Genomic DNA, 26,174 nt, shown 5'->3' on the forward strand with positions numbered 1-26,174 from the left:
ACTCTATTGTCTAAAATAACGGTTTTAGACCAAAAATGGCTCGGAACAGACCTTTTAAGGACTAAACATTCTATGGAAATTTGCACCATCAGTTTGGAATAACTGGATGGAATTTTAATAACAAATTAAAAAGCAAATTATATGGTAATGTTTAAGAGGAATATCTTGTTTATTCTGAGTGTTATTTTATTAACCGCCGGGTGCGCTAAAAAGGAAACAGACCAAAACCAGACCGCTGAACCCGTAAAAGTCAGTGTGAAGGAAATAGAGCTGTCATCCCAGGCAGAGGTTTTGGATTACAGCGGTACTATCGAGGCTGACAATACAGTCTCTATCGGCTTTAGTGTTCCGGGAAGGGTGACTGCTGTTCTGGTGCAGGAGGGACAGCGTGTGGTCAAAGGACAGCTTCTGGCGTCCATAGAGCAGAATGCATATCAGAACAATCTTATCGTCGCAAATGCAGCTTTGGAACAGTCACAGGACAACTTTAACCGTCTGGATCAGCTGTACAAAAAAGGAAGCCTTCCACAGCGTGACTACATCGCTGGAAAGACTGGTCTGGCGCAAGCAAAAGCCAATAAGGAAACGGCATCAAAAAACATGCACGACACCAAATTGTATGCGTCTTTTTCAGGAATCGTAACCCATAAACTAACCGAGGCAGGTGCCAGCGCAGCGCCTGGAATTCCAGCTTTTACCATTGTAAAAACAGACAAAGTATATGCTGTGGCAGCTATTAATGAAAATGAAATCACTTCATTGAAAATAGGTGCAGACGCCAATATTACAATTCCATCCCTGAATAGGGAAATCAAAGGAAAAATCACCATAATAAATCCGCAGGGCGATGATCTTTCGAAAACTTACACCGTTAAGGTGCGTCTGGAGAATGTCAATGGACAGCTGCTTCCTGGAATGATTGCCGATATCAGCATCAACTCCGGACAGATTCAAAATACAATAATTATTCCGGCGCAAGCCCTAGTGCGAGATCCAGATAATATAAACTACGTGTATATCGCCAAAGAAGGAAATACTGCTTTTAAAAAGAGAGTCAATATATCTAAAATAACCGGAACGAATGATGTTGTGGTAAAAGAAGGACTTCAGGCGGGCGACAAAATCATTGTAAAGGGACAAACCAACTTAATAGACGGTACGCCTGTCAAATTCTAATTTTCTAAAATTCAATTAAAAGATGACAAAGCGAAAAATACACTTTTTAGAAGCCGCAATGAAGCACAAGCAGGTTGTCATTGTACTGGTTGTCCTGCTGATGCTGATGGGAATCAATTCCTTAGTGAACATGCCCCGAAGCGAAAACCCTAGAATTGATATGCCTACAGCTCTGGTATATGCTATTTATCCCGGTGCTGATGAACATCAGGTACAAGAAGAAGTGGCAAAGAAAATAGAACAGTACTTATTCTCATTTGAAGAAATCAAAAAGAAGAAAGTAAAGTCAGAAGTTCGTGAAGGACAGGTTTTTATTACTACCGAAATTTACACAAATGTAAAAGACAGAAAGAAATTCTGGCATACTCTGCAACTGGATATGGATGCCAATTTGCGTTCAAAATTGCCTCAGGGTGTTATAGGGCCCTTTATCAACAGTAATTTTGCCGATGTTACGGCAATGATTATTTCTGTATCGTCAAAAGAGCGTTCGTATGCTGAGATCGAAAAATACCTTGACAAACTGGAAGACGGGCTAAAAGTCATTCCGATGGTTTCTAAGATCAATCGTTCGGGGGGGCAAAGACAGCAGATCTATATTAAAATAAACGATAAAAAACTTCAGCAGTATGGCTTGGATGCCGGCGCTTTAATGGGGATCCTGCAACAGCAGAATATTACAGGCTATACTGGAGAAGTATCAGTAGGATCTAATAATATTGTGCCTATTTATGCCAACAGCCGTTACAAGGATGAAAATGATATTGCCAGCCAGATTGTCTACACGACACCATCTGGAACAATTGTCCGGTTAAAAGATGTGGCTGAGATTGAACGCCGTTTCGAAGAAAAATCATCATTTGTACGTGTAGGGGAAGACAAAGCTATGGTCTTGTCTGTCGATATGCTTCCGGGGAACAATATTGTAGCATTTGGTGAAGAAGTTGAAGCAAAAATTGCGGCTATCCAAAAAACATTTCCTCCGGATATTAAAATGAAAACCATTGTGAACCAGCCAAAAGATGTGGAGCACAGTATCAGTCATTTTATGAAAGAATTTGGTCTGGCAATCGGATCGGTGCTTTTGGTGGTCATGCTTTTACTGCCTTTTCGTATAGCAGTAGTGGCTTCCGCGGCAGCTCCGATTTCTATGCTGATTACTTTTGCCTTTATGAGCATGTTCGGGGTGGAGCTTCATCAGGTAACACTGGCCGCTCTTATTATTGTACTAGGAATGGTAGTCGATAATGCCATCGTGGTGGTCGACAATTATATCGAGAAACTCGACGAAGGCGTAGAGCCTTGGACAGGTGCCTGGCAGGCTGCCAAACAATTGATGGTTCCAATATTTACGGCAACACTCGCCATTATATTCGCATTTTTGCCGCTGGCCATTTTTATGGACGGAATTGCTAAGGATTTTATGTTTTATCTTCCGGTAACTGTTGCCATAGCTCTTATTGTTTCCATGCTTATTGCGCTTCTTTTTACCCCGTACACTTGTTATGTGTTTATAAAGAAAGGATTAAAACACAAAATAAGCGACAGACCCATAAAGAAAAACCTGCTGGATCACCTTCAGTCCGCTTTTGATAAAGGAGTAGAAGCAGCTTTTAGAAATCCTAAAACAACTATGGGATTGGGATTGCTTTCTGTTGTTGCAGCTCTCTTTATTGCTACAAAAGTCGATTCTGAATTTTTCCCTTTAAGTGAGCGCAATCAGTTTAATATGGAAGTCTGGATGCCAAACGGCACGTCTTTGGAGAAAACCGAAGCGAAAGTAAAAGAATTGGAAAATATCCTAAAACAAGACAAACGGGTTGTTGACGTAACGAGTTTCATAGGAATGAGTTCACCTCGTTTTCATACGTCATACGCACCGGAAACTCCAAGAAAGCAATTTGCGCAGGTATTTATTACAACAACCGACATTGATGCAACAAATGAAATGGCCAAAGAGTATCTGGACAAGCTAAAAGGTTTTATGCAGGACGGAGCGGTTAAAATCAAACAGCTGAGTTTTCAGGAGGGTGCTCCGATTGATATCAGGGTGGTAAGCGAAAATGAAGCCGATCAGAAACGTACAGCTATAGAAGTCAAAAAAATTCTGGAAAAAGCTGAGGGGGTCAACTATGTCCGATTGAGCAGCGAGTACGATTATATGGGGGTCAAACTCAATATAGATAATGCGAAAGCAAGCCGCTTAGGTATAAGCACACAAGCCATTACGCAGACTTTAGGAGCCGGTTTAAAAGGATATTCTATTTCCACCTTATGGGAAGGAGATAAGACGGTAGACATTTTCCTTCGTTATGACGAAGACAGCCGTAAAGATCTCGTTGCCTTGCAGAATCTTCACATTACAACACGTTACGGGAAGAAAGTGCCGCTTAAAGCTGTAGCAACTCTAGATCCTGAATGGCACACCGGAATGCTACTGAGAAGAAACGGATTAAAGATGCTGAGTGTATATTCAGAGGCGCAGCTGGGTAAAAAACCCTCGCGTATTCTTCAAGAAGTAAAGCCGGAAATAGATGCTCTTAAACTTCCTGCCGGAACTACTATTCAATACGGAGGAGACGCTGAATCAAGCGGGGAGAATGCGCCAAGTATGGGAATATCTTTAGGAGTCAGCCTTATTTTGATTTTCCTGACACTTTTGTTTCAGTTCAAAAGTCTTGGAAAGGCGCTTATCGTATTGTGCACCTTTTTACTGAGTCTTTTTGGAGCCTTCCTAGGACTTCTTGTAACAGGTAATCCACTTGGGATGACTGGGTTTATGGGAATCATAAGTTTGATAGGCATCGTGGTGCGAAACGGAATCATACTGGTCGATTATGCAGATGAGCTTATCAGAGATCATGGATACAAACACAAAGCTGCTGCAATTGCCGCTGCTAAACGTAGAATGAGACCTATCTTCCTGACTTCTGCCGCTGCCGCAGTCGGCGTAGTGCCTATGATTATAGGTAAATCGCCTATGTGGGGTCCGCTGGGAAGCGTGCTGGCTTTTGGTTTGATCTTTTCGATGATCCTAACCCTTTTTGTGGTGCCTGTCATGTACTATAAGTTACTGAAGAACCCTATAATCGAAGATGAAGCGCCTCAAGAGCAGCCTGATGGAGAAGAGGATGTACTGTATAAGCCGGTTCACCAGCATTGATAAATAATAATAATTCTTCAAACCTCCTGTCGATTTGTAATAAAATTTCGGCAGGATTGTTTAAAAATGAATTGACATGAAAAGTAAACAAAACACTATATATTTTTTGTTCCTGATTTTTTTCTCAGGAATTGTTCACGGGCAGCAGACTGTCTCTCTGGATCAGATCAGAAGCATGGCTTTGGAAAACAACAAAAAACTCAAGAAGGCCCAAAGCAGCATTAGTGCAGCCAAAGCGGCCAATCAGGCGGCCAATGCAGCGACAAAACCCACCGTAGAGGCAAGCGTTTTCGGGCTCTATCTCTCGGATCCTTTCAGGACCTTACTGCCGGAATACAGTGCTAATGGATCTGTAGCCGTGACCCAGGTTGTCTATGCAGGAAACAAAATCCAGACGGCAAAAAAAATGACAAGTTCATTGGTTGACCTGCAGAGCGCCCAGAAAAATTTAACCGAAGACGAGGTGCTGCTGAACGCTGAAACTGCGTATTGGCAGGCTGTCAACCTAAAGGAAAAAGTAGTTCTGGCAGAAAAATACCTAAGCCTTTTAGGCGAATTGAAAAAAGACCTTGAGAACTCTTTTAATGCAGGTTTGATCTATAAAAATGATCTGCTTAAAGTGGAAGTGCAGCAAAACGAAGCGATCCTTAACCTGACAAAAGCTAAAGACGGTTTAACGATAACCAAACTGGCTCTGTCTCAGATTACAGGTTTAAGTGCAGCTCAATACGATGTAGCAGGCAATTTTTCAGATGATATGCGGCTGATAAGCAAAGCCGATGTTGCGTCGGCTGTAAATAACCGTCCTGAGATCTATGCGCTCAGCAAGTCAGTCGAGGTCAACGAGTACCAGGCCAAGTTACTGGAAGGAGACCAAAAACCCACTGTTGCCTTAAGTGCAAACGGCCTGGCATCTTACGGTAAAAAGATTAATTTTTCTAACGGGAGCGATGATATGAAGGCATTTGTGGGACTGGTAACAGTTTCTGTTCCTATTCTGGATTGGGGAGCGAGGAAACAGAAGGTAAAAGAACAGCATTTTGTAACCGAAGCGCAAAAGTTGGAACTTGAGGAAACAAAAGAACTTTTGAGCATTGAGGTTCAGAACGCATGGCTGATGCTTAATCAGGCTGCAACACAAATAGATCTGAATAAAAAGTCACTAAAACAGGCTGAGGAAAATCTTCGTTTAAATCAGGATCGTTTTGATGCCGGAACCGTTCTGGGAGAAGACGTTTTGGAAGCCCAGGTGCTTTGGCAGAAAGCCTACGCTGATCTTATCGATGCAAAGGCAGGATACAAAATCAGCGAAGCCAAATACAAAAAAGCAATTGGCGAATACTAAATAATTTTATAAGCAGAAGCATTTTCTCTTCTGCTTATAATCAAAATATCTGATGGCTTGCAAAAGCATCTAAAAACATACAACTATGATCACACCGCTAACCATCATCGCTGCTACAAATTATTCCGATACAGCCAGAAATGCCGTTACCTATGCGGCAGGAATTGCCCAAGCCGCAAATGCGAAACTTGTTCTATTTAACTCTTTTAGCTTAAATGTGCACAGCGCAAATGCGCTTATCAGCGCAGAAGAAATGCAGAAAGAATTAGACAGGGCTATTTTAAGACTGGAAACCCTGGGTAAAGAAATAGCCCAATTGTTTAAAATTGAAGTCCAATGTTGCTGCAGCTATTCCTTTCTGAAAGACGAACTGGCAGCTGTACTTGAAAGCACAGGTGCTGAATTGGTTGTAATGGGTATGGCAGAACGTTCTTTTGAGCAGGATCTGCAGGGCAACACCACAACATCAGTCATTAAAAATATTGATATCCCTGTTTTGGCAGTGCCTCTCAATGCCCGATTTAAAAAATTAAGAAAAGTATTATATGCCTGTGATACGCTGAGTTTTTCGGCCGCTAGGAGATTCAGCTGGATTATCAAGGTAATAGGAAATCCTGATATTGAGATTGAACTTTTCAGTGTCGAGGAAAGTGTTGCTGAAATAAGGAAACGGGATGAGGCAGCAGTAAGGGATGGCACACTGGGAAAAGAGTTTGAGGATGTGAAGTACATTTACAAGACAGTGCGGTCAAATGCCGTTATTAATGAAATAGAAAAAGAAATCAAGCGCTATCAGGCAGATATACTGGTCATGGTGCCCAAAAAATATGGTTTTTGGGATTCTCTGGTCCACAAAAGCAAAACAAGAATAATGGCATCGGGTTTAGATGTCCCTTTATTGTCATTTCCGCAGTATTAAAAAGCGGGGTGTTTAAAACGTTTATAACCAATGGGCTAGTATTTCATAGTACTTGCTTATTATTCAGGAGGCAATTTCGCTGCCTTTATTTAGGGTTACTACCTTATCGAAAATATCAAGAAAAACTTCATTAAATAAATATGTTGCCGAGACTCTCGGTGACCATTATTTTAATTGAAAAAAGATTAAAAAACATCTGTTTAATCTTTTTTCAATTAAGTGCATTATAACGATATGAAAAAGCTACGCTTAAAAAAAAATAGACAATGAATGCCGTCATAACAGCTGTCGGTGGCTATGTGCCGCCTTCAATTTTAGATAATAAAAAAATTTCTAAAACAGTAGATACTTCAGAACAATGGATTGAAAAAAGAACAGGAATTAAAGAGCGCAGAATAGCCGACGATGATACTGCTGTATCTGATCTTGCATCTGGTGCGATTAATAATCTTATCGAAAACTATGAGGTTGACCCGTATGAGATTGAAGTCTTGATACTTGCTACTGCTACTCCCGATCATATGCTGGCGCCGGCAGCATCTCTGGTATGTGAAAAAAGCAATTTACAAAATGCCTTTGGACTTGATATCAATGCAGCATGCAGCGGTTTTTTATATGCACTTGAATTAGCGGGCTGCCTGATCGAAAGCGGGCGTTACAAGAAAGTTATGGTGGCAGGGGCAGACAAAATGAGTTCTCTTGTAGATTATGAAGATCGCTCTACCTGTATTTTGTTTGGCGATGGAGCAGGAGCTGTATTGCTTGAAGCATCAGAATCTGATTTTGGATTATTGAAATCGATTCTTCATACTGACGGGAGTGGTACTTCTTCGCTTTTAGTTCCGGCAGGAGGTTCTAAAATACCTGCTGGTATGCAGAGTTTACTTCATAGAGATCATTACATAAAACAGGATGGGGCTTATGTTTTTAAAAAGGCAGTTGCAGCAATGAGTTCTGTAAGCGGGGAAGTTTTAACAAGCTGCGGCTTTAGCACGGATGATATTGACTGGGTAATACCGCATCAGGCCAATCTGCGGATAATTGAGGCGGTGGGTTCAAATTTAGGTATCGATAAATCCAGAATAAAAATTAATATCCAGAAATACGGAAATACGACCTCTGCAACAATTCCTCTTTGTCTTTGGGATTTCAAAGATGATTTTAAGACAGGAGAAAACCTATTAGTCACAACCTTCGGGGCTGGCTTCTCTTGGGGAGCAGCTTGTATAAAATGGGGTGTAATGCGAGACAAAAAAAATGCTGATACAGCAAAAAGAAGTCAAAAAGAAGTAGTGTCAATTTACTGACGACTATTTTATACAATCTTAAATAATCTATTTGTGAGGCGCATAATTTATTGTGATCTCTCTGCAAATAAATTTTTAAATCTGCTATTGAGTTGAATTTAGAATAAATGGCTGATGCTTACTAATAAAAAATTATATGAAATGCAATCTATTTTCTCGGTACATAAAAAATAACTATTTCTTACTGTTATTAATGTTTTATACCTTCAGCTATGCGCAATTTTCCTTGGATAGAGATTCAATTCATAAAATAATTACCCAGCTTCCTGCCTTTTCGATCTATAAAGATAATTATTTTGTAACGGGTGTGAATTTAGATAAAACACCTACGAGAAACAGCATGGATGCTAAGTTTCAGTTTAGCTTCAAGCAGCGATTATCAGACAAACCTTTGCTGTTTGATTCTTATGCTTATCTAACTTACACACAAAAATCCTTTTGGAAGATATATAAAGCATCAAGCCCTTTTGAGGAAAGCAATTATAATCCGGGATTGATGATGCTCAGGCCTGTATTTAGAAATAATCATTTTGTTGGTGCTCTGACCTATGGAATAGAACACGAATCCAATGGACGCGACAGTATCTATTCAAGAAGCATAAATATGATTTCGATAGGATTTATTAGAGTATTTTCTCCCGAACTTTTTGTTTCGGTCAAGGCATGGCTGCCTTTTTTGATAGATAACAATCCATCTCTTCCAAAATACATCGGATACGGCGAGGGGCAGCTTCAGTGGATCACCTGCAATGACAGATTGTTTTTTGACTTAACGCTAAGAAAAGGCGCCAGCTGGGATTTCAAGGGAAGTTTGAATGCAGGGATCAGCTATAAACTGTCAAAAAAGGCTAATCAGCTCATTACCTTGCAGTGGTGGCAGGGTTATAGTGAGAGTCTGATAGATTTTAAATCTGAAAGGGGAATGCTCCGGGCAGGATTTATTTTGAAACCGACATTTCACCGTTTTTACTGAATCATAAAAATGATATTTCATGCTGATACGGTTTAATTAGAAATTTTGGGATAAATTAATGCTTACGATTTTAAAGTAAAAAAGCTTCATTTAGACCAATTTTGGCTATTTATTGACCTTTTTCTATTGCTTTTGGACAGCTACCTTTGCCCGGAGAATAGTAGTTTTTGTTTCAATAGCTTTATATAAAGCAAATTGAAGGCAGGAGGTTATAATATTTAAAATTAATACCAGTAAAATGGATAATAAAAAAAAGGTTGTTATAGTTGGCGGTGGTTTTGCCGGGATTCGTCTGGCTAAAAAGTTTGCAAATAATCCTAAGCTGGATGTTATAGTGTTAGATCAACACAATTATCATTTTTTTCCGCCGCTTCTATATGAGGTTTCTACTGCTTTTATTGAGCCATCCAATATAATTTATCCTTTTCGCAAGCTTTTTCAAAAGGCATCTAATATCCGTTTCCATATGGGCAAACTAGATAAGGTACTTCCTGAATTTAATAAGCTTGTGACAGACCAGGGTACACTCTCATATGATTACCTGGTACTTGCTATGGGAACAGAACCTAATTATTTTGGAAATGAAAACATAAAGAAAAATGCAATTGCGATGAAGAGTATAGAGGATGCCCTTATGATACGTAATCATATACTTTTTTCTATGGAGAAGAGCATGAGAAGTGTAATTCTAGAAGAAAAGCAAAAATTTTCAACTATTGTAATTGCTGGTGGAGGACCGACTGGGGTCGAGCTTGCTGGAAAGATAGCGGAATTGGGCAGAAACATTGCAGACAAAGATTATCCGGAGGCTTTAGGTCTAAAAGCAAAAATATATCTTATTGAGGGAGCACCAAATCTTCTCAATACGATGAGCATTAATGCACAGCAAGAGGCTTACCGTGTACTTGAAAAACTGGGAGTAATTATTATGCTGAACACTTTGGTCAACGATTACCAAAACAGCGAGGTGAAACTCTCCAGCGGGGAGATAATTATAGCAGAAACTTTGTTATGGACCTCAGGGGTAAAAGCTCGAAAAGTTGATGGTATTGCTGCCGCTTGTATAGGAAGGGGAGACAGGATATTGGTTAATGACATTAATCAGGTAGATGGTTATTCTAATCTTTTCTGTATCGGGGATCAGGCGTTGGCTCTTCATGATACCCGATACCCTCAAGGCCATCCACAATTAGCTCAGGTAGCCATACAGCAGGGAAAACAACTTGCAGAAAACTTACAGCGCGAGATCCTCGGTATTAAGACGAAACCCTTTCTTTACAAGAACAAAGGCAGCATGGCCATAATATCAAAATTTAAGGCAGTTGTTGATTTGCCAAAAATGTATTTTGGGGGATTAGCTGCTTGGCTGGTTTGGCTGCTCGTGCATTTGGTACCTTTAACAGGAGTACGTAACCGACTAAAGTTATTATCGAACTGGTTTTGGAGTTTGATGACAAACGATCCGGCTTTACGCAGCATTATTGGCAAGGTAAAGCAGTAGATAATTTAGGATTTACAAAAGTTATATTAGGAAAGGAAAATTCTTTAGGACATTAAAAGGATTGTCGCTGCATATACTACATCAATACATTTTCAGGAGTTCTTTGACATGTCCTTCAATGTTAATAATACATGTCTGTTTAAAACAAAGCGGTTTTTATGAAAGGTAGGGATTTATCAATTTTAACACTGCAGGAACTTAAATGCAGGCGCAGAGGAATATTTTATATAGTGATGGCTATCAGTGTTCTGATGTTTCTGACAATACTGTTTTTAATTCGTTTACTATACAGCACGCACGACTTTATACTGCTCTCTGTAATTGTGCTGTTTACCCATTGCCTTTTGCCGTTAACTTTTAAAATGAACCAGTTGAACGCGGAAATTCAGCGTCGCAAAAAAAAAGATTTTAAGGCAACAGAAAAACCAATTTCTATCATCAGCTGTGCCAAATGGTTTAGTAATGATAATTAAAAGTGCAGCAACGGTAATCAACCAATTTTTTACCTAAATCTAGCAGCAGATAGGAATCGAAGATATGGACCTTCATAAAATTTCCTGCAATTGAAATGCGATTTAGATTAGCGCAGTTGCTTTTAATATTATTTGTGAGAGCTCTTCCCGCTATACGTTCCAATCGCTTGTGCCGAACACCGGCACAAACGGATCTTACTGCACACGAGCGAAGCGAACTGGCGAAGCAATCGGGCTAAAGAAAGACAGAAGAAAGATAAAAATGATTCAAAGTTAATTTCTTTAGTAGTACAAATAAAAAAAATGGCGTCAATTGTCTTCAATTGGCGCCATTTGGCTTGTTTGTCACCTCGACTGGACAAATTTCTGTAAATTTTATAGAAGATTTAAAGAGATTGGCTTACTACATGTAGGCCCTGTCTTTGATTGGCTTTATGAATCTGGTTTGGATGTCCTGTCGGGGATTGATGGAAAATTATTAAAATTAATCCTATACGGTTGGGTATTCTTTTTGTTTTTTATAAGTTTAAAGAATGGTAGCTTTTTCTTATTTCAAACTAGAATTTTTAGTTTTGGTTTCCTCTTTATGTTATTATCAACAAAAAGCCGATACCGGCTTTTAATTCACTTTTTTGCTTCATATTAACAATGTCCCACCATCGATAACCAGGCTTTGTCCTGTCCCGTGTTGCTGTTTCATCAGATATAAGAATCCGTCGGCAACATCTTCAGTTTCGCCCACTCTTTTCAGGAGGAGAGTATCTGCATAATACTTATACATATCCTCGCGATCGGCTTCGGGCATTGTATCCCACAAATTGCTTTTTAAAACACCCGGCACTACACAATTAACCCGAATAGGAGCTAATTCAACAGCCATAGCCCTTACAAAAGCCTCCATTGCCCCGCATATAGCGGAAGCTACTGACCATCCCGCTGCCGGACGTGCATTGGCAGTTCCGCTGGTCAGGGAAATAGAACCACCCGGATTTATAAAAGACGTAGCATATTTTACCGCCGCAACAGCACTCCAGAAACGCAGGTCAAAAAAAGATTTTGTAGCATCAATATCGGTTTCACTAATAAGGCTTAATTGAAGATTCTCACCAGCTGTATAAATAAGATGGTCAAAATTTCCAATTTTCTTAAAGAAGCTCCCGATATTACTCTCCTTGCTTAAATCTATCGCAAAGCCTTCTGAATTTTCAGGCAGCTGACGTAGAGCATTATTGATGCGATCTATGTTACTGGACACTATAATAACTTTTGCTCCTTCTTGCGCAGCAGCGATAGCGGTAGCTAATCCAATGCCGGAACTGGCACCCAATAAAATGATCTTCTTACCCGAAAGGGTTTTTAAATTTGTATTCATAAAATTAAATTTAGATAAATGGTGATTAGTAATAATTAAAAAGAGCAATTGGCATTATCGATATTTCTCAATTCCCATTATTTAATTATGATTGCAAATCTCCTGAAAATAAAACTTGTGACACTTAACAAATGGTAAAAACGAATCGGGTTTTTTGTCAGGTATTATTCAAAATTAAGTTATAATTTTGATTGCCTAACTAATTGAGATCAAAATGCATGTCATCACTAACAACCTCATTTCTTTTTTGCAGCAGTATCATATATTTGAAGAAAATGAAAAAGAATTAATTTCAGAATATTTTATGGAAAGCAGCCATAAGGAAGGAGATTATCTTTTTTATTGTGGGCATGTACCAGATGAATTATTTTTTATCAGTTCGGGTGTCCTCAGAATTTTAGTGCAAAATGAAAAAGGTAATAATGTTACCCACTTCTTTTTAAAAGAAAATCAATTTTGCACCATTTTAAACAATTTTAAGAATGGGACAGTTGCTACAGAAAGCATCCAGGCAGCTTGTAATACCCAGGTTTTTAGAATTTCAAAAAAACAACTGGAAGTACTCTATTTAAAGATTCCTGCCATTGAATCTATTGTAGCACAAACTATTCAGCAAACTCTTTTAGACAAGATTCTGATCCGGAATAGTTATCTGGGACAGGATTCAACAACTAAATATCGAAAATTCATGGAGCAGCAGCCCGATATTGCATCTCGTGTATCGCTAAGTGATATCGCAGCATATCTTGAAATAACACCACAATCCCTGAGCAGGATTCGAAGAAATATTAAGTAAAATAGTCACCTCATAAAAGGATGATGAAAAAAAAGAAATCAATCTCTAGAATTCAGTCGGAGATGTTTTTAAAAAATATAGGTTTCGGCTTGGATTCAATATGAGCGAGCAGGTTTTAACTTCAATTATACCCAAAACTAGTATTTTGTTTTAAATAATAAATACTTATAAATCCGTATAGTCTTTGAAAATTCATTTAAAACAATCTAGAGAGTATAAAACTTAATTTTTGGTTCGCTCTTGGTGTTCGAATCCTCTTAAGCTATCGCACATTAAATTTAAAATTTCTATTATTTTTTATTGGAAGATGTATTTTTTTTTCAAACAATTTTCTGATTTTTATGTCTAAAAAAAAGGAAACGAAAATAAAAAAATCAGTAATATAATGATTAATAGTTTTGTTAAATAAAAAAATGGCGCCAATTGACTTCAATTGGCGCCATTTGGCTGTGTAGTGACAGGAACAGGACAAATTTCTATAAAATTTATGGACGATTTGAAGATATTGGCGTACTACATGTAGGGGTTGTCTTTATATGTCTTCAGTATTTTGGTTTGGATGTCCTGTTGGGGATTGAACTGTATTAGATCAGTTGTTAGTAACAGCAAGTTTCAGGATCAAATTTGCTAAATTATCTGGGTATTTCAGATACAGTTCGAAAATTGTTTTCAAAAGCTAATGACGTCTATGAAAGATTGATCTTATATGTTTTTTCAATTTGGGAAGAAGTGTGTGTCGGTGAAAGCTGTCCAATTTGAAATACTTTTTCAATAAATTCTATACTTTCATCCACGCAAGTATTTTCATTTTTCAAGTGGCTTGCAAAGTGGTTTGTTATTTTTTGAATAATCCTGGCGCTGATTAAATCAACCTGAGCGACATCAAAATTGCTTGTTTTCTTTCTCTGAAAAGCCAATTCGCTTGCCGCAATATCATTTAGTTTAGCTTTTAACGCATGGATAGTTGGCGCATATTTTCGACCATTTATCCATGTATTGAATTCTAATTTCATGTCTTCAATAATTGCTTCTGCAGCAGGAATATGTTGTTTTCTTCTATCAAGCGTGTAATCTGTAATCTGAGACAAATAATCGAGATGTATTAAAGTTACACCTGGAATTTGCGCTACATCTGGATTTACATTTCGTGGAATCGATAAGTCCAATATCAATAGCGGTTTTTTTCTGTTAAGTAGTGTTTTGTCTATAGTTGGATTTTGTGCACCTGTTGCGACTATCAACACATCTGTCTGTTTTATTTCTTCTTGTAAATTCAGAAAATCCTTTACAATAACGTTTAGTTTTCCAGCTAATTCTATGGCCTTGTTCTTTGTTCTGTTTATAAGGGTAATATGGGTATTCTTTGTATGTTTTACTAAATTTTCGCACGTATTCCTGCCAATTTTCCCTGTTCCGAATAGTAAGATATTTTTATTTCTAATATCTTCTACATTTCTGATAATATATTGAACAGATGCAAATGAAACAGATGTGGCACCGGATGAAATTTCAGTATCTGTTTTGACTTTTTTGCTAGCCTGTATAACCGCGTTTATTAAACGATCCAGGAATGTATTGATTAAGTCCTCGCGTTTGCTATTATTAAAAGCGATTTTAATTTGACTAATGATTTCAAAATCACCTAAAATCTGACTATCCAAACCCGTTCCCACACGAAACATATGGTTAACAGCTTCCTGATTCTTGTATATGTAAGCGACCTCTTGAAATTCTTCTACGGAGCCCTCGCTGTTTTGGCAAAGTAATTTGATTAATTCATATGGATGATTGGCAAAACCATATATTTCGGTTCTATTACAAGTAGAAGTGACAATTAATGATTCGATCCCTTCTGCCTTTGCCTGCAGCAAAACATCAGATTGTGCTTTAGTATCCAAACTAAACTTGCCTCTAATTGTTGCATCTGCTTTTTTATAACTTAAGCCTAAAGCATAAAAGGTGGTATTTTTGGACATGTTATATTTTTCCATATTATGCTTTTCTTAAAGTTCAAAAAAATATTAGTAGGTTATTGTAAAACACGATGAAACTTCCTTTAATCCTAAAGAATAATGGATCCAGACATAATTGTATATAAGTTGCCAGTAGGATTTAAATATAAAACGCTACCTGAAAAACAGGTAGCGTTTAAGAGAAATTATTTTTGAACTATTGGAGTTCTAAGTGATTCTAAGACCGCAACAATATCTGTATAAAGCTCTGTATTAGAAGCCACACCATTTGCATTTGCAGCGGCCCCTACATATCCTTCAAATTTTGTATAATCCGCAGTACTTGATTTTGTTCCCATACGAGGATTTTTCGCAGGATCATGCGCAGCTACCATATTCAAACCAGAATAGGTATTTACGGCATTTGTACCACCAGTGTTAAACGAAAAGAAATCAGTCAGATTGTCTGATAGTTTAGCAATATTTGTAGACTGGGTAGTTCCTGTTTCGGCTAATACCGGAGCAAAATGCGCTTGTAGATTCCCCGCTGCATTCGACTGAACATCGGCAACAATTAATCCTATAGTTGAATTTACCACCTTGCGGAAACTCAAACGCCCCTGCTCGATCATTTGGCCAGCGTTATCTGGATCTGAAACCATTTTAGTTCCGCCTAATCTCTCGTAAATAGATGCCTTTACAGGAGGAGTTACCGGGGCGTCATCATCATTACTACTGCACGAAGCCAGGGTTGCAGAAGCTGCGAATAATACACTAAGTGTAATTTTGGAATAAATTTTCATAATAAAAATATTAAAGGTTAATTAAAAAAACGGTTTAGTTTTTGAGACAATCTGTAGCTCAAACTATTTTGATTCACTGGACAAACTTCTTTACCAGCCAAATTTTCTGGTAAAATATATCGCTTAGCGTCATAATGTCCTATGGCTATCAACTGGTCAAATACTTTTTTAGAATTAGTGATTTTGTTGTTGTGGAAGTAAACAACCACATTTCTTTTTACGATTATAGAATCAGAGGTTAATCCTTTGATAGATCTCAAATCTGAACATATTTGTTTGGCTTGCACCGAATCTATATTTGTTTTAAAATCGATTCGGCTTACCTGCAGATTTGGGCTTTCATAAACAGCAGGCTTAGCGGTAATAATGTGGAATAGAAAAATGGCAAAAAATAGTACCATAATGATCAATCCCGTCCACAGGCCTTTTTTTATAAATTTGTTAATTTTCATACAGCTGATTTTTAAAATGATTTTAGGTTTTCAAGATCATATACGAACCCTTTTTTGGCTTGGTTTTATTTAAATCGATAAAATAGTAGTTTAGATTTATTTTAAATAACAACACGCTGAATTACAGGGTTTTTTAGAAAACTCTCGCCAAATTAAACCCAAAGAAAACATCTCCCTTGGTCCAGTCCCCTGTAGTTCTTCCAAGATATCCGGCTTCATCAATGGCTTGAGAACTGGTAAAATGCATTTGAAAAACGTGTCCGCCGGTTTCCAGGTCAAAACCAATGGATAATGGATTTTTATAAATAGAATTTGACGCCCTGTTTAAGTGTGCCGCATAATCCATATTCAATGACCAGCGTTTTGCAAACTTGTATCTACCACCAAAGCCAATGGCATATTGTGAATTGCTCTGTTCGGGGTCGAGCACAAAATTTTCATGGAAAAATGATGGAACTATTTCTAAAGATAATTTTTCAGAGAATTTTCTGGAAATTAAAAGTTGGGCTACATAGGTAAGCCTATTTTTAAATTCAAGTTTAGGATATAGACTTTCCTTTAGCGTGTTGTTGATAGACAAGCTATTAAACCCTGCAATAGTCACCGGAAATCCGTCTTTTATTTGCGGCAATAACATATATTTTGTTGCAAAGTCATAAGCAAATTCACTTCTGGCCGCGCTTATATTAATCCCCGGGGTCAATCCGTATATGAATTTTATTTGTGTGTTGGCGTTATCCAGTCCATAGAATCCCTCAAAGCCGTCTTTTATAGAACCAAACCGGTGTGCTACAACAAAATACAAATCTCCTTTTGCCGCCAGTTTGGTCGATTCGAGATTGACAATCTTCAGGGCTTTAAATGCAGATGTCACCTTTTCTTTTGTGATTGGCGCTTCAACTCCGGATAATAGGTCGTCTTGCGAATAGGTTAGTAGTGGAAATAAAAACAATAATAGAATGAGCTTTTTCATGTGGTTAATTTTAATTGTTATTTGTTTTGGTGTACAAGGGAGGATTGATCTATTTTAAATTCTTGTAAGAGCTCATCATATCCTAAAAACCGTCCTTTAATTTTTAGCATTCTGCCAATTGCAATGTCTTTGGGCAAACTGTCTTTGAAGGTTGCAAATATCTTTTCGCCAATAACGATTCCCTTACTCGCGGGTTCAACAGCCGTTACAATTGCAGTTACTTCAATTGTTTTGTCCTGGTATTTGACAGTAGCAAGGCTGTCATTGAAAGTAAATTCTTTTTCGAGTCCTTTAACCGTTACAGTATAATCTGCAGTTTCTGATTCGATATTCCTATGACCTTTGTAACTGTAGAGGTAAATTGAGATCCCAGTTATCAGGAAGAGGGGAATAATAATAAGTATTTTTTTTCTCATGGCTGGTTTTTAGTATTTGGATTATCTACGTTAAAAAATACCTATTGGATTTAAATGATCAAATATGACTGTTATTAAATCTGTATGATCCATTTCACCGTATATGATTTCAAAATGCTTTAAATATTAAAATCATTTAGCCTTTCTAAAACTAAAAACCAATCCCATGAATTTAAAAACTCGTTTGCTTATTCCATCATTTGCTTTACTACTAGTAAGTTGTACAGATGATAATCCCAGTACTTTAATTGACACTCCACCAATTACCGGCGTTGCCACATACAATCAGAATGTGAAATCCATCATTGATAATAATTGTGTTGTCTGCCATGCAGCTGTTCCCAAAAATGGGGCACCTATGTCCCTGGTTACTTATGACCAGGTTAAAAATGCAGTCTTAAATCGCGGGCTGCGTAACCGGATTTCTTTAGAAAATGGAAATAGTTCATTAATGCCACAGGGAGGGCCAAGATTGCCTCAAACCACAATTGATGTTATTAAAAAATGGGAACAAGATGGATTATTAGAGCAATAATCCATAGTAAAAAACATGAAAAAAATCATAGTAATGCCAATGATATTGGCTTCGTTCCTTGTTTTTTCGCAGGAAAAAATCTTAACTAAATCATCAACAATCACTTTTGAAGCTTCGGTCCCGTTTTTTCAGCCGGTTTTAGGAACCAATACCAGTGTAACTTTTGTTTTAAATCCGGCAACAGGTGAAATTGCATCCTTAGCCCTGATAAAAGGATTTCAGTTTGAAATGCCTTTGATGGAAGAACATTTCAATGAAAATTACATGGAGAGCGATAAATATCCAAAAGCTATTTTTAGAGGGAAAATAGAAAAGTTTGATTCGAATAATTTAACTGAAGATTATAAAGATTACCTAATAAAAGGAAATTTAGAACTTCATGGGAAATCAAGAGATATAAATGCCAGTGCAAAAATCACCAGGACAGGTTCCCGAATTACTATTATTTCAGATTTTGCTGTTAATGCTAGTGATTTTGGCATTCCAATTCCATCACTTATTAAGTATAAACTTGATGATAGAGTAAAAGTTCAAATTATTGCTGTTTTAAAATAAGCAAAAAAATTAAAAGGATTTTTAAACTAACATAATATAAAAGAAAACCATGAAAAAAATTATACTCTTTGCAATGCTTTATGTTTGCTCTATTGGTCTCGCGCAAGAAAAAATGATCAGTAAAGCAGGTAAAATAACTTTTGAAGCATCTGTTGCTTCTTTTGAAGAAGTAAAGGCAGTGAATACTAACGTCACTTTTGTCTTAAATCCGAAAACAGGGGAAATTGCAGCTTTAGCCCTAATGAAAGGATTTCGCTTTAAAGTAGCCTTAATGGAAGAACATTTTAATGAAAATTATATGGAGAGCGATCAGTATCCAAAAGCAACATTCAAAGGAAAAATAGAGGCCTTTGACCTGGATAACCTTAGCGCAAATCCTAAAGATTTTATCATAAAAGGTAAATTAGAACTTCACGGAAAATTGAAAGACATAAACATCCAGGCAAAGGTAAGCAAGTCAATATCAGGAATTAGTATTCTATCAAATTTTACCGTACTAGCCAGTGATTTTAATATAGAAATTCCAAGTCTGGTTAAAGGTAAGCTATCCAATAAGGTTAACATCTTAATCGATGCAGTTTTAAAATAAAAGATCTAAGATGAAAGAAGAAATAAAAGTTGAAGAGGACTTTACTATTGTCTGTTTTCAGAATGACAGTTCAGAACCTTTTTTTACGCGCTGTCAATTAAACAGTGCTCTAATACAGTTTCATTTCGTACTGAAGGGTAATGCCAAATTTTCGTCCAATGATGTTAATTATGATTTGGAATTGAATGAAGAAAAATCATTGCTGTTGTACAATGCACAATGGGATTTGCCACTGCATTTAGAGCTTTCTCCAAATTCGTGGGTCGTTTCTGTTATTGTTTCGATCAACAAATTTCATGCGCTGTTTTCTGTTGACACAAGTTTAATTACTTTTTTAAGCCCTGACAATAAAGTTAATAATTATTACAAAAAAGCAAATATCAGTCCTTCAATGGCAATTGTTTTAAGTCAGCTTTTTCATTATAACCTTCATCCCTCTATAAAAAAACTTTATTATAAAGGAAAAGGATATGAATTGCTAAGTCTGTATTTTAACCGAAACGAAGATCCAAATGCAGAACAATGTCCATTTTTGATTGATGGCGATAATGTTTTAAAAATAAGAAAAGCAAAAGAAATCATTATTGAGAATATGGCTGAACCACCTGGTTTACAGGAATTGGCTGATGAAATTGGCCTGAATTTGAAGAAACTAAAAATGGGTTTCAAACAAATTTATGGCGATACTGTATATGGCTTTCTATTTGATTACAAAATGGATTTCGCCAGAAAGTTATTGGATAGTGGCTCTTATAATGTAAATGAAGTGGGGTTGAAGATAGGTTACAGTACCGGAAGCCACTTCATTGCTGGATTCAAGAAAAAATTTGCCACAACTCCGAAAAAATATTTGATGTCGATTAATACGAATTTTTAAAAGACATAGATTATATTGATTAAAGCCCAGTGCTTAAAACATAAAGAAAAAAATAATGAAAGGCATACTATTAGTAAACCTAGGATCACCGGAAAGTCCAACTACAAAAGATGTAAAACCATATTTAGACGAGTTTTTAATGGACAAACACGTGATCGATGTTCCGTATTTGTTGCGAGCTTTTTTAGTTCGTGGCATTATCCTGAGAAAAAGACCGGAAGAATCTGCACATGCTTATGCTAAAATTTGGTGGGAAGAAGGTTCTCCGTTAGTGGTGCTATCTGAAAGAATGCAGAAAAAAGTGCAGTCTTTAGTAAATGTTCCGGTTTCGTTAGCAATGCGCTATGGAAGCATGACAATTGAAAAAGGGCTACAGGAATTGCATGATAAAGGAGTCACAGAAGTATTACTTTTCCCTTTGTATCCGCAATATGCAATGGCTTCAACATTGACAATTTTGGTTAAAGCGGAAGAAATTCGTAAAAAGAAATTTCCACAAATGACTTTTACCGATGTTCCTGCGTTTTATAACAAACCGGATTACATCAAGAATCTGGCTAATTCTATCCAGAAACATCTAGTTGGATTCGACTACGATCATCTGTTATTCTCTTATCACGGAATTCCGGAGCGTCACATTCGCAAAACCGATGTAACCAAATCACATTGTAAAATTGACGGCTCTTGCTGTAACACACCTTCGCCGGCACACGATTTCTGCTATCGTCATCAATGTTATGAAACCACAAAACAAGTGGTGAAATTATTAGGACTTCCAGCTGATAAATACAGTTTAACTTTTCAATCGCGTTTAGCGGGAGACAAATGGTTAGAACCTTATACCGATGTTGAAGTTGATAAAATGCCAGCAAAAGGGATCAAGAAATTGGCAGTTGTAACTCCGGCTTTTGTTTCAGATTGTTTAGAAACGTTGGAAGAAATCGCAATGCGAGCCAAAGAAGATTTTGAAGCAAAAGGAGGAGAGAATTTCTTAGCGATTCCGTGTTTGAATGATGATGATGAATGGTGTCAGACCGTGAGTAATTGGATTAATGACTGGGCTAGATAAATCTAAAATAAGAGCATAGAATATTACATTTACTATTTCTAGTTAGATTATCTAATCTTTTGGTTAAATCCCCCAACTTTTGCACCTGATCCGATAGTCGTTGCAGGTTATGGTTCTGTATCAAAAAAGACATCAGCTCCCTATATTTAAAGTATTGAGCTGGCAATAAAATCTTAAGCAGTATCTCATATATAACATGCTATTACTATTGTTCAGGATATGGTTCTGTCGCATCTGGGAATAACTTTTATCTTTAGAATTTTAAACCGATCAAAAGATGAATACTAAAGGTCATTGTTATCCAAAATACATAATTCTTCAGGCAGTATATTTCAAGCTAAGATTTACACTTAGTTACCGGGATGTTGAAGAACTAATGAAGATTAGAGGAGTCATTGTGGATCATGCCACGATTCAGCGTTGGGTTTATAAGTTTGCACCTTTGCTTGAGGCAGAGATGAAGAAGAGAAAAGGCAGAGTGGGGACGAGTTGGAGATTGGATGAGACCTATATCAAATTAAAAGGTATTTGGTGTTATTTATATCGAGCAGTAGATAAATTAGGCAATACGGTTGACTTTCTTTTGACCAGAAAAAGACAAAGAATGAGTGCTCAGTCATTTCTAATTAAAGCAATTGCTAATAATTACCGGCCAAGAGTAATAAACATTGATAAAAGCGGTTCTAATACCGCAGCGATCAAAGTATATAATAAACGTTCATTCTCAAAGATTAAAATCCGGCAATGTAAATATCTCAACAATATTGTAGAGCAGGATCATCGTTTTATAAAGTGGCGTATATAAAACCGATTAGGTTTTAAAAGTTTTGAATCGGCCAGACGAACATTGAGCGGAATTGAAGTTGTGCATATGCTGAGAAAGAATCAAATGGTTAGACCAGGGATAACTATGTTTAAATCATTTTGTAAATTGGCAGTTTAACTTTTAAATCATTTAAAAACTTATATTTTATTCTGACAGATGCGACAGAACCGGTTTCGGTACGAATTAAAGATAAGATTTATCCAATTTCTGTATTGCTGTTGAATAATTCATGGATTTTTTGTTGGAGCACTTTTTTATCGGGTAGATGCATTTTATATTCAGCTACCATAGTTGGAGAAAGGCTTCTACTCAAAGCATATTCTACTACCTCACTGTCCTTGTCTTTGCAAAGCAGAATTCCTATACTCGCATTTTCATTCTCTTTTTTTACATCCCTGTCAAGTGCTTCAAGATAAAAATTAATTTGGCCTAAATGCTCTGGCTTAAACTTGTCTGCTTTAAGTTCAAAAGCAACAAGACACTGCAAGGCTCTGTGATAGAAAAGTAAATCAATATAAAAATCGCTGTTTCCTACCTGCACTTTGTATTCTTCGCCCACAAACAGAAAATCTCTGCCAAGTTCAAGAATGAAATTTTTCATCTGCTTGATTAGTCCATTCTGCAGATCACTTTCATTATGAGGTTCAGAAAGATTTAGAAAATCAAATATATAACTGTCTCTTATTGTATTGATTATTTTAGGATGAATTTCTCTCAACGTTGTTGAGAGTTTGACATTTCCAAGTATAGTACGTTCAAAAAGACCTGAAGAGATTTGTCGTTCGAGTTCCCTGAAACTATAGTTTTCCTGTTTGGTAATCTTAAGATAGAACTCTTTTTCTTCTATGGTTTTGCATCTGGAGAAAATTGCCAGGTTGTGGGACCAGCTAATTTCTCTCAACAGTGTTGAGAGATTTGGATGATCTTTATATTCTTGATAAAATTGTTTCATGCGCCAAAGATTCTTATTTGAAAATCCCTTTAATGATGGGTCATTTAGCTGTAGATAGTTAGCCAATTCATCGACAACTGCCATGCCCCATTGTTCAGATTCGACTCTGTGATTGATATATTTTCCGATGTTCCAATACAGTTCTATTAATTCGGTATTAACTGCTTTAATAGCCTTAGATCTAGACTGTTTGATAAGATTTAAGATATCAATGAATTGATTTTGCAACATAGTTTTAATATTTAGTAAAGGACAATAAAAAGATACTTTGCGGTGACAAAAGACAAATATATATAATTTTACCAATATTGCATTTGTTGCCTGAGTTGGAGTGATCAGCATCGTCAATTGCATATAATATTATCTGTAGGTTTAATATTTTTTTTAGGAGCTTTTCCCGCTATACGCTGCAATCTTTTGTGCCAAGCCCCGGCACAAAAGGATTTCCACTGCTATCGGGGCTAGGGCTGCTCGAGCAGCCCGGTTCTTTAGACCAATAAAAATAAGAAGGTTATAGAAAAAATGGCGTCCATTGAGAAGTTAGTAGATATAACATTGTTAGATACCATTAATGGTTTGTGGATATTTTGTAATTTTTTAAATAAATAATAGAATGTTCCAACAACCTTAATTATTTATCTTTCTCATAGGTTCTGTCGCATCTGGGAATAACTTTTATCTTTAGAATTTTAAACCGATCAAAAGATGAATACTAAAGGTCATTGTTATCCAAAATACATAATTCTTCAGGCAGTATATTTCAAGCTAAGATTTACACTTAGTTACCGGGATGTTGAAGAACTAATGAAGATTAGAGGAGTCATTGTGGATCATGCCACGATTCAGCGTTGGGTTTATAAGTTTGCACCTTTGCTTGAGGCAGAGATGAAGAAGAGAAAAGGCAGAGTGGGGGCGAGTTGGAGATTGGATGAGACCTACATCAAAGTAAAAGGTATTTGGTGTTATTTATATAGGGCAGTAGATAAATTAGGCAATACGGTTGACTTTCTTTTGACCAGAAAAAGACAGAGAATGAGTGCGCAGTCATTTCTAATTAAAGCAATTAGTAATAACTACAGACCAAGAGTAGTAAACATTGATAAAAGCGGTTCTAATACTGCCGCTATCAAAGTCTATAACAAACGCTCATTCTCAAAGATTAAAATCCGGCAGTGTAAATATCTCAACAATATTGTAGAACAGGATCATCGTTTTATAAAGTGGCGTATACAAAACGGATTAGGTTTTAAAAGTTTTGAATCGGCTAGACGAACATTGAGCGGAATTGAAGTTGTGCATATGCTGAGAAAGAATCAAATGGTTAGACCAGGGATAACTATGTTTAAATCATTCTGTAAATTGGCGGCCTAAATTTTAAATTACTTAAATTCATATATTTGATTCTGACAGATGCGACAGAACCCTCTTTTCTTCTCATCAATTATTTTAGTGTAAATCTGGGTGGTTTTCACACTTTTATGACCAAGCATTTTTGAAATGGTAAAAATGTCTGTTCCAGAGAAAATTTGCAATGTAGCATAGGTGTGCCGAAAACAATGGAAAGTTATGTGTTTTGTAATTCCGGATTGGGCAACCCAGACTGGTAAAACTCTATCCACATCCCACTTTTTTAGACCAATAAAGACTTTGTCATTATCATTTGTCCTTTCACCAAGAGTTTCAAATGCCTCAGTTGATATCGGCATAGTCTGTAAGCCTTCAGTTTTCTTTTGTTTAAACCTAGTATAATGTCCATCATCTTCTCTATACTGAACTTCTGACCAAGTTAATTTAGCTATATCTGAATATCTAATTCCAGTGAGGGTTGAAAACATAGAAATTCTAAAAACTATATCTTTTGAGCAAGGAGTCGTAAATAATTTTTTTGCTTCATTTAAAGTTAGAAAATTTCGTTGTGATTCCTTTTCTTTAATGGAATCAATTCCGGCATTTATATCGGTTCGTAGTTTCCCTTCTTTATACGCTCTTTTAAGTGTAGACTTAAGCTTGTTGTGATAGGAGAGGGCTGTATTTTGTGCCAGAGTATTCCCGGTTTCTCTTCTGTTTTTGGCCTTTAATAAATATTCTTTATAATCTTCCATCAAAGTCACTGTTATATCTTTGAAACAAATGTCTCTGCCCGAAAGAAAGGTTTCAAAATGAATAATGGCACAAGTCCAAATCTGATAATTCTTTCCCTGCTTTTTATCTGCTAAATTTTTAAAATAATCTAAAAATGAGCCACGTCCAATCCGTTGAATTTCAAGTTGCTCTTTTTCAAATTCGCTATAGACATCATGCTTTCGCAGTTCGTTTTGTCTTCGAATCTGAATCAGCTCTGCTGTATGCAAAGTCTCAATATTAGAGATTTTTTGAATTGGATTTTTTGGACGTTCAAAAAGGTACAATTTTAAGAATTCACGTCTTGTGTACTTATTAGTTTCTATATTTAGTATTGGCGGATAAAAATCCAAATAAAGTGATATCATTCCGTTTACCAAAAGTTTTTTTCTCAATCTTACATTTCCCTTTTTCATTTTTCTCTTACATTAAATATAATATCAATATCTTTCTTTGCAACATAATTAAATTTCCCTATGGAATATTTTGCTATTCCCTGACGTTGAATTAGCATATACAGAGCTCCTGGCGATATGCCGAACTTCTGCTGTATCTGTGTTATAGTATAACAGTTCTCTAATCCGGGAAATTCCTGAACAGGGCGCAGTAATGACTCTTCCAGAGGAATGGAAAAGAAAGCATCCATATCGCATTTTCGAATAACGGTCCTTGCTCCAAATTTGGCTATATCAAGCTCCCCTTTGGAAATGATCCTATAGATCGTCCTTCTACTTATACCAAACAATAGACTGGCCTGATTTACACTTAGAAAATCTTTTGTTTTTACAGCTTCAGGTTGCGGGTGTATGGCAATTTCTGTCTGCCTGTTGCTTTCTTCAATTTTAGCCTTTCTTGTCCTTGCTTTGTAGGCTCTGCTGCTGCATTTTAGCGAGCAATACTGTGTTTTTGTTGTCTTGGCTATGAACTCATTTTGGCAGAATTCACAGATGCGGGTAATCTTAATGTTTGTACTCATAGAAATGTGACTTTAAGTGTCCCACTGTGACTATGTGTGTCTACGCGTGCCAT

The 26,174-nt window shown here is 36.8% G+C and carries 24 protein-coding genes and 1 pseudogene; 16 read left to right on the forward strand and 9 right to left on the reverse strand.

Features of this window, described 5'->3' with window-relative positions; all coding sequences use genetic code 11:
- Positions 1 to 147 precede the first annotated feature (147 nt).
- The 8 genes from RT99_RS21860 to RT99_RS25495 all read left to right on the forward strand — a co-directional run bounded on the left by RT99_RS21860 (position 148) and on the right by RT99_RS25495 (position 10,857).
- Positions 148 to 1,176 (forward strand): efflux RND transporter periplasmic adaptor subunit, encoded by a 1,029-nt coding sequence (locus RT99_RS21860; RefSeq protein WP_165587223.1) that lies wholly within the window; start codon positions 148 to 150, stop codon positions 1,174 to 1,176.
- 22 nt (positions 1,177 to 1,198) lie between these two features.
- Complete coding sequence (locus RT99_RS21865; protein WP_052483761.1) at positions 1,199 to 4,339, forward strand: efflux RND transporter permease subunit; 3,141 nt, start codon at positions 1,199 to 1,201, stop codon at positions 4,337 to 4,339.
- Between the two features lie 76 nt (positions 4,340 to 4,415).
- Positions 4,416 to 5,684: a TolC family protein gene (locus tag RT99_RS21870; RefSeq protein ID WP_052483762.1), complete on the forward strand. Its 1,269-nt coding sequence runs from the start codon at positions 4,416 to 4,418 to the stop codon at positions 5,682 to 5,684.
- An 85-nt stretch (positions 5,685 to 5,769) separates the two neighbouring features.
- Entirely contained in the window at positions 5,770 to 6,603 is an 834-nt protein-coding gene (locus RT99_RS21875) for a universal stress protein (RefSeq protein WP_042566865.1), read from the forward strand.
- A 266-nt stretch (positions 6,604 to 6,869) separates the two neighbouring features.
- Complete coding sequence (locus RT99_RS21880; protein ID WP_042566866.1) at positions 6,870 to 7,910, forward strand: beta-ketoacyl-ACP synthase III; 1,041 nt, start codon at positions 6,870 to 6,872, stop codon at positions 7,908 to 7,910.
- A gap of 136 nt (positions 7,911 to 8,046) precedes the next feature.
- Positions 8,047 to 8,883, forward strand: a complete 837-nt coding sequence (locus RT99_RS21885) for a phospholipase A (protein WP_082037001.1) — start codon at positions 8,047 to 8,049, stop codon at positions 8,881 to 8,883.
- Positions 8,884 to 9,121: 238 nt separating this feature from the next.
- Positions 9,122 to 10,384 carry an NAD(P)/FAD-dependent oxidoreductase gene (locus RT99_RS21890; protein ID WP_042566868.1) on the forward strand — a complete coding sequence of 421 codons (1,263 nt, stop codon included), beginning with the start codon at positions 9,122 to 9,124 and terminating at the stop codon, positions 10,382 to 10,384.
- Between the two features lie 158 nt (positions 10,385 to 10,542).
- Positions 10,543 to 10,857: a hypothetical protein gene (locus RT99_RS25495; protein ID WP_165587224.1), complete on the forward strand. Its 315-nt coding sequence runs from the start codon at positions 10,543 to 10,545 to the stop codon at positions 10,855 to 10,857.
- Between the two features lie 637 nt (positions 10,858 to 11,494).
- On the opposite strand, the gene RT99_RS21895 is transcribed toward RT99_RS25495, so the two are convergent.
- Positions 11,495 to 12,229, reverse strand: coding sequence for an SDR family oxidoreductase (locus tag RT99_RS21895; RefSeq protein ID WP_042566869.1), 735 nt, complete (start codon positions 12,227 to 12,229; stop codon positions 11,495 to 11,497).
- 214 nt (positions 12,230 to 12,443) lie between these two features.
- Between RT99_RS21895 and RT99_RS21900 the strand changes: the two genes are divergently transcribed.
- The gene (locus RT99_RS21900) at positions 12,444 to 13,025 is read left to right on the forward strand and encodes a Crp/Fnr family transcriptional regulator (protein WP_117614833.1); all 582 of its coding nucleotides are present in this window, start codon (positions 12,444 to 12,446) and stop codon (positions 13,023 to 13,025) included.
- Between the two features lie 686 nt (positions 13,026 to 13,711).
- Here RT99_RS21900 and hemA read toward each other — a convergent pair.
- The 5 genes from hemA to RT99_RS21925 form a co-directional block, all read right to left on the reverse strand.
- Complete coding sequence (gene hemA, locus RT99_RS21905) at positions 13,712 to 15,016, reverse strand: glutamyl-tRNA reductase (protein WP_042566870.1); 1,305 nt, start codon at positions 15,014 to 15,016, stop codon at positions 13,712 to 13,714.
- A 167-nt stretch (positions 15,017 to 15,183) separates the two neighbouring features.
- On the reverse strand, positions 15,184 to 15,780 hold the full coding sequence (locus RT99_RS21910) for a hypothetical protein (protein ID WP_042566871.1): 597 nt from the start codon (positions 15,778 to 15,780) through the stop codon (positions 15,184 to 15,186).
- A 17-nt stretch (positions 15,781 to 15,797) separates the two neighbouring features.
- Entirely contained in the window at positions 15,798 to 16,232 is a 435-nt protein-coding gene (locus RT99_RS21915) for a hypothetical protein (protein ID WP_042566872.1), read from the reverse strand.
- A gap of 133 nt (positions 16,233 to 16,365) precedes the next feature.
- On the reverse strand, positions 16,366 to 17,205 hold the full coding sequence (locus tag RT99_RS21920) for a DUF5777 family beta-barrel protein (RefSeq protein WP_042566873.1): 840 nt from the start codon (positions 17,203 to 17,205) through the stop codon (positions 16,366 to 16,368).
- A gap of 17 nt (positions 17,206 to 17,222) precedes the next feature.
- Complete coding sequence (locus RT99_RS21925) at positions 17,223 to 17,621, reverse strand: hypothetical protein (protein WP_042566874.1); 399 nt, start codon at positions 17,619 to 17,621, stop codon at positions 17,223 to 17,225.
- 184 nt (positions 17,622 to 17,805) lie between these two features.
- Here RT99_RS21925 and RT99_RS21930 point away from each other — a divergent pair, with 184 nt between their 5' ends.
- The 6 genes and pseudogenes from RT99_RS21930 to RT99_RS21955 all read left to right on the forward strand — a co-directional run bounded on the left by RT99_RS21930 (position 17,806) and on the right by RT99_RS21955 (position 22,189).
- Entirely contained in the window at positions 17,806 to 18,156 is a 351-nt protein-coding gene (locus RT99_RS21930; RefSeq protein WP_242607243.1) for a hypothetical protein, read from the forward strand.
- 15 nt (positions 18,157 to 18,171) lie between these two features.
- Positions 18,172 to 18,711, forward strand: a complete 540-nt coding sequence (locus tag RT99_RS21935) for a YceI family protein (RefSeq protein ID WP_042566876.1) — start codon at positions 18,172 to 18,174, stop codon at positions 18,709 to 18,711.
- A 49-nt stretch (positions 18,712 to 18,760) separates the two neighbouring features.
- Complete coding sequence (locus tag RT99_RS21940) at positions 18,761 to 19,300, forward strand: YceI family protein (RefSeq protein WP_042566877.1); 540 nt, start codon at positions 18,761 to 18,763, stop codon at positions 19,298 to 19,300.
- Positions 19,301 to 19,310: 10 nt separating this feature from the next.
- Complete coding sequence (locus RT99_RS21945) at positions 19,311 to 20,177, forward strand: helix-turn-helix transcriptional regulator (RefSeq protein WP_042566878.1); 867 nt, start codon at positions 19,311 to 19,313, stop codon at positions 20,175 to 20,177.
- 55 nt (positions 20,178 to 20,232) lie between these two features.
- Positions 20,233 to 21,246 (forward strand): ferrochelatase, encoded by a 1,014-nt coding sequence (gene hemH, locus RT99_RS21950; RefSeq protein ID WP_042566879.1) that lies wholly within the window; start codon positions 20,233 to 20,235, stop codon positions 21,244 to 21,246.
- A gap of 277 nt (positions 21,247 to 21,523) precedes the next feature.
- A pseudogene (locus RT99_RS21955) lies at positions 21,524 to 22,189 on the forward strand (IS6 family transposase).
- A 79-nt stretch (positions 22,190 to 22,268) separates the two neighbouring features.
- Here RT99_RS21955 and RT99_RS21960 read toward each other — a convergent pair.
- Positions 22,269 to 23,255: a YhcG family protein gene (locus tag RT99_RS21960; RefSeq protein WP_042566880.1), complete on the reverse strand. Its 987-nt coding sequence runs from the start codon at positions 23,253 to 23,255 to the stop codon at positions 22,269 to 22,271.
- Positions 23,256 to 23,729: 474 nt separating this feature from the next.
- On the opposite strand from RT99_RS21960, the gene RT99_RS21965 reads away from it, so the two are divergent.
- Positions 23,730 to 24,395 (forward strand): IS6 family transposase, encoded by a 666-nt coding sequence (locus RT99_RS21965; protein ID WP_042566881.1) that lies wholly within the window; start codon positions 23,730 to 23,732, stop codon positions 24,393 to 24,395.
- Between the two features lie 8 nt (positions 24,396 to 24,403).
- Here RT99_RS21965 and RT99_RS21970 read toward each other — a convergent pair whose 3' ends face one another.
- Together RT99_RS21970 and RT99_RS21975 are read right to left on the reverse strand one after the other, a co-directional pair.
- Positions 24,404 to 25,561: a site-specific integrase gene (locus RT99_RS21970; protein WP_042566882.1), complete on the reverse strand. Its 1,158-nt coding sequence runs from the start codon at positions 25,559 to 25,561 to the stop codon at positions 24,404 to 24,406.
- Positions 25,558 to 26,121, reverse strand: coding sequence for a helix-turn-helix domain-containing protein (locus tag RT99_RS21975; protein ID WP_042566883.1), 564 nt, complete (start codon positions 26,119 to 26,121; stop codon positions 25,558 to 25,560). Before RT99_RS21975 ends, RT99_RS21970 begins: the two co-directional genes overlap by 4 nt.
- Positions 26,122 to 26,174: the final 53 nt, after the last annotated feature.

Origin of the sequence: Flavobacterium sp. MEB061, assembly GCF_000834715.1 — a bacterium.
In the GTDB taxonomy this organism is placed as follows: Bacteria; Bacteroidota; Bacteroidia; order Flavobacteriales; family Flavobacteriaceae; genus Flavobacterium; species Flavobacterium pectinovorum.

What these genes read in the sequence shown, in the direction of transcription:
- RT99_RS21860 (WP_165587223.1), top strand. Translation starts at nt 148, where the DNA reads ATGTTTAAGAGGAATATCTTGTTTATTCTGAGTGTTATTTTATTAACC.
- RT99_RS21865 (WP_052483761.1), top strand. Translation starts at nt 1,199, where the DNA reads ATGACAAAGCGAAAAATACACTTTTTAGAAGCCGCAATGAAGCACAAG.
- RT99_RS21870 (WP_052483762.1), top strand. Translation starts at nt 4,416, where the DNA reads ATGAAAAGTAAACAAAACACTATATATTTTTTGTTCCTGATTTTTTTC.
- RT99_RS21875 (WP_042566865.1), top strand. Translation starts at nt 5,770, where the DNA reads ATGATCACACCGCTAACCATCATCGCTGCTACAAATTATTCCGATACA.
- RT99_RS21880 (WP_042566866.1), top strand. Translation starts at nt 6,870, where the DNA reads ATGAATGCCGTCATAACAGCTGTCGGTGGCTATGTGCCGCCTTCAATT.
- RT99_RS21885 (WP_082037001.1), top strand. Translation starts at nt 8,047, where the DNA reads ATGAAATGCAATCTATTTTCTCGGTACATAAAAAATAACTATTTCTTA.
- RT99_RS21890 (WP_042566868.1), top strand. Translation starts at nt 9,122, where the DNA reads ATGGATAATAAAAAAAAGGTTGTTATAGTTGGCGGTGGTTTTGCCGGG.
- RT99_RS25495 (WP_165587224.1), top strand. Translation starts at nt 10,543, where the DNA reads ATGAAAGGTAGGGATTTATCAATTTTAACACTGCAGGAACTTAAATGC.
- RT99_RS21895 (WP_042566869.1), bottom strand. Translation starts at nt 12,229, where the DNA reads ATGAATACAAATTTAAAAACCCTTTCGGGTAAGAAGATCATTTTATTG.
- RT99_RS21900 (WP_117614833.1), top strand. Translation starts at nt 12,444, where the DNA reads ATGCATGTCATCACTAACAACCTCATTTCTTTTTTGCAGCAGTATCAT.
- hemA (WP_042566870.1), bottom strand. Translation starts at nt 15,016, where the DNA reads ATGGAAAAATATAACATGTCCAAAAATACCACCTTTTATGCTTTAGGC.
- RT99_RS21910 (WP_042566871.1), bottom strand. Translation starts at nt 15,780, where the DNA reads ATGAAAATTTATTCCAAAATTACACTTAGTGTATTATTCGCAGCTTCT.
- RT99_RS21915 (WP_042566872.1), bottom strand. Translation starts at nt 16,232, where the DNA reads ATGAAAATTAACAAATTTATAAAAAAAGGCCTGTGGACGGGATTGATC.
- RT99_RS21920 (WP_042566873.1), bottom strand. Translation starts at nt 17,205, where the DNA reads ATGAAAAAGCTCATTCTATTATTGTTTTTATTTCCACTACTAACCTAT.
- RT99_RS21925 (WP_042566874.1), bottom strand. Translation starts at nt 17,621, where the DNA reads ATGAGAAAAAAAATACTTATTATTATTCCCCTCTTCCTGATAACTGGG.
- RT99_RS21935 (WP_042566876.1), top strand. Translation starts at nt 18,172, where the DNA reads ATGAAAAAAATCATAGTAATGCCAATGATATTGGCTTCGTTCCTTGTT.
- RT99_RS21940 (WP_042566877.1), top strand. Translation starts at nt 18,761, where the DNA reads ATGAAAAAAATTATACTCTTTGCAATGCTTTATGTTTGCTCTATTGGT.
- RT99_RS21945 (WP_042566878.1), top strand. Translation starts at nt 19,311, where the DNA reads ATGAAAGAAGAAATAAAAGTTGAAGAGGACTTTACTATTGTCTGTTTT.
- hemH (WP_042566879.1), top strand. Translation starts at nt 20,233, where the DNA reads ATGAAAGGCATACTATTAGTAAACCTAGGATCACCGGAAAGTCCAACT.
- RT99_RS21960 (WP_042566880.1), bottom strand. Translation starts at nt 23,255, where the DNA reads ATGTTGCAAAATCAATTCATTGATATCTTAAATCTTATCAAACAGTCT.
- RT99_RS21965 (WP_042566881.1), top strand. Translation starts at nt 23,730, where the DNA reads ATGAATACTAAAGGTCATTGTTATCCAAAATACATAATTCTTCAGGCA.
- RT99_RS21970 (WP_042566882.1), bottom strand. Translation starts at nt 25,561, where the DNA reads ATGAAAAAGGGAAATGTAAGATTGAGAAAAAAACTTTTGGTAAACGGA.
- RT99_RS21975 (WP_042566883.1), bottom strand. Translation starts at nt 26,121, where the DNA reads ATGAGTACAAACATTAAGATTACCCGCATCTGTGAATTCTGCCAAAAT.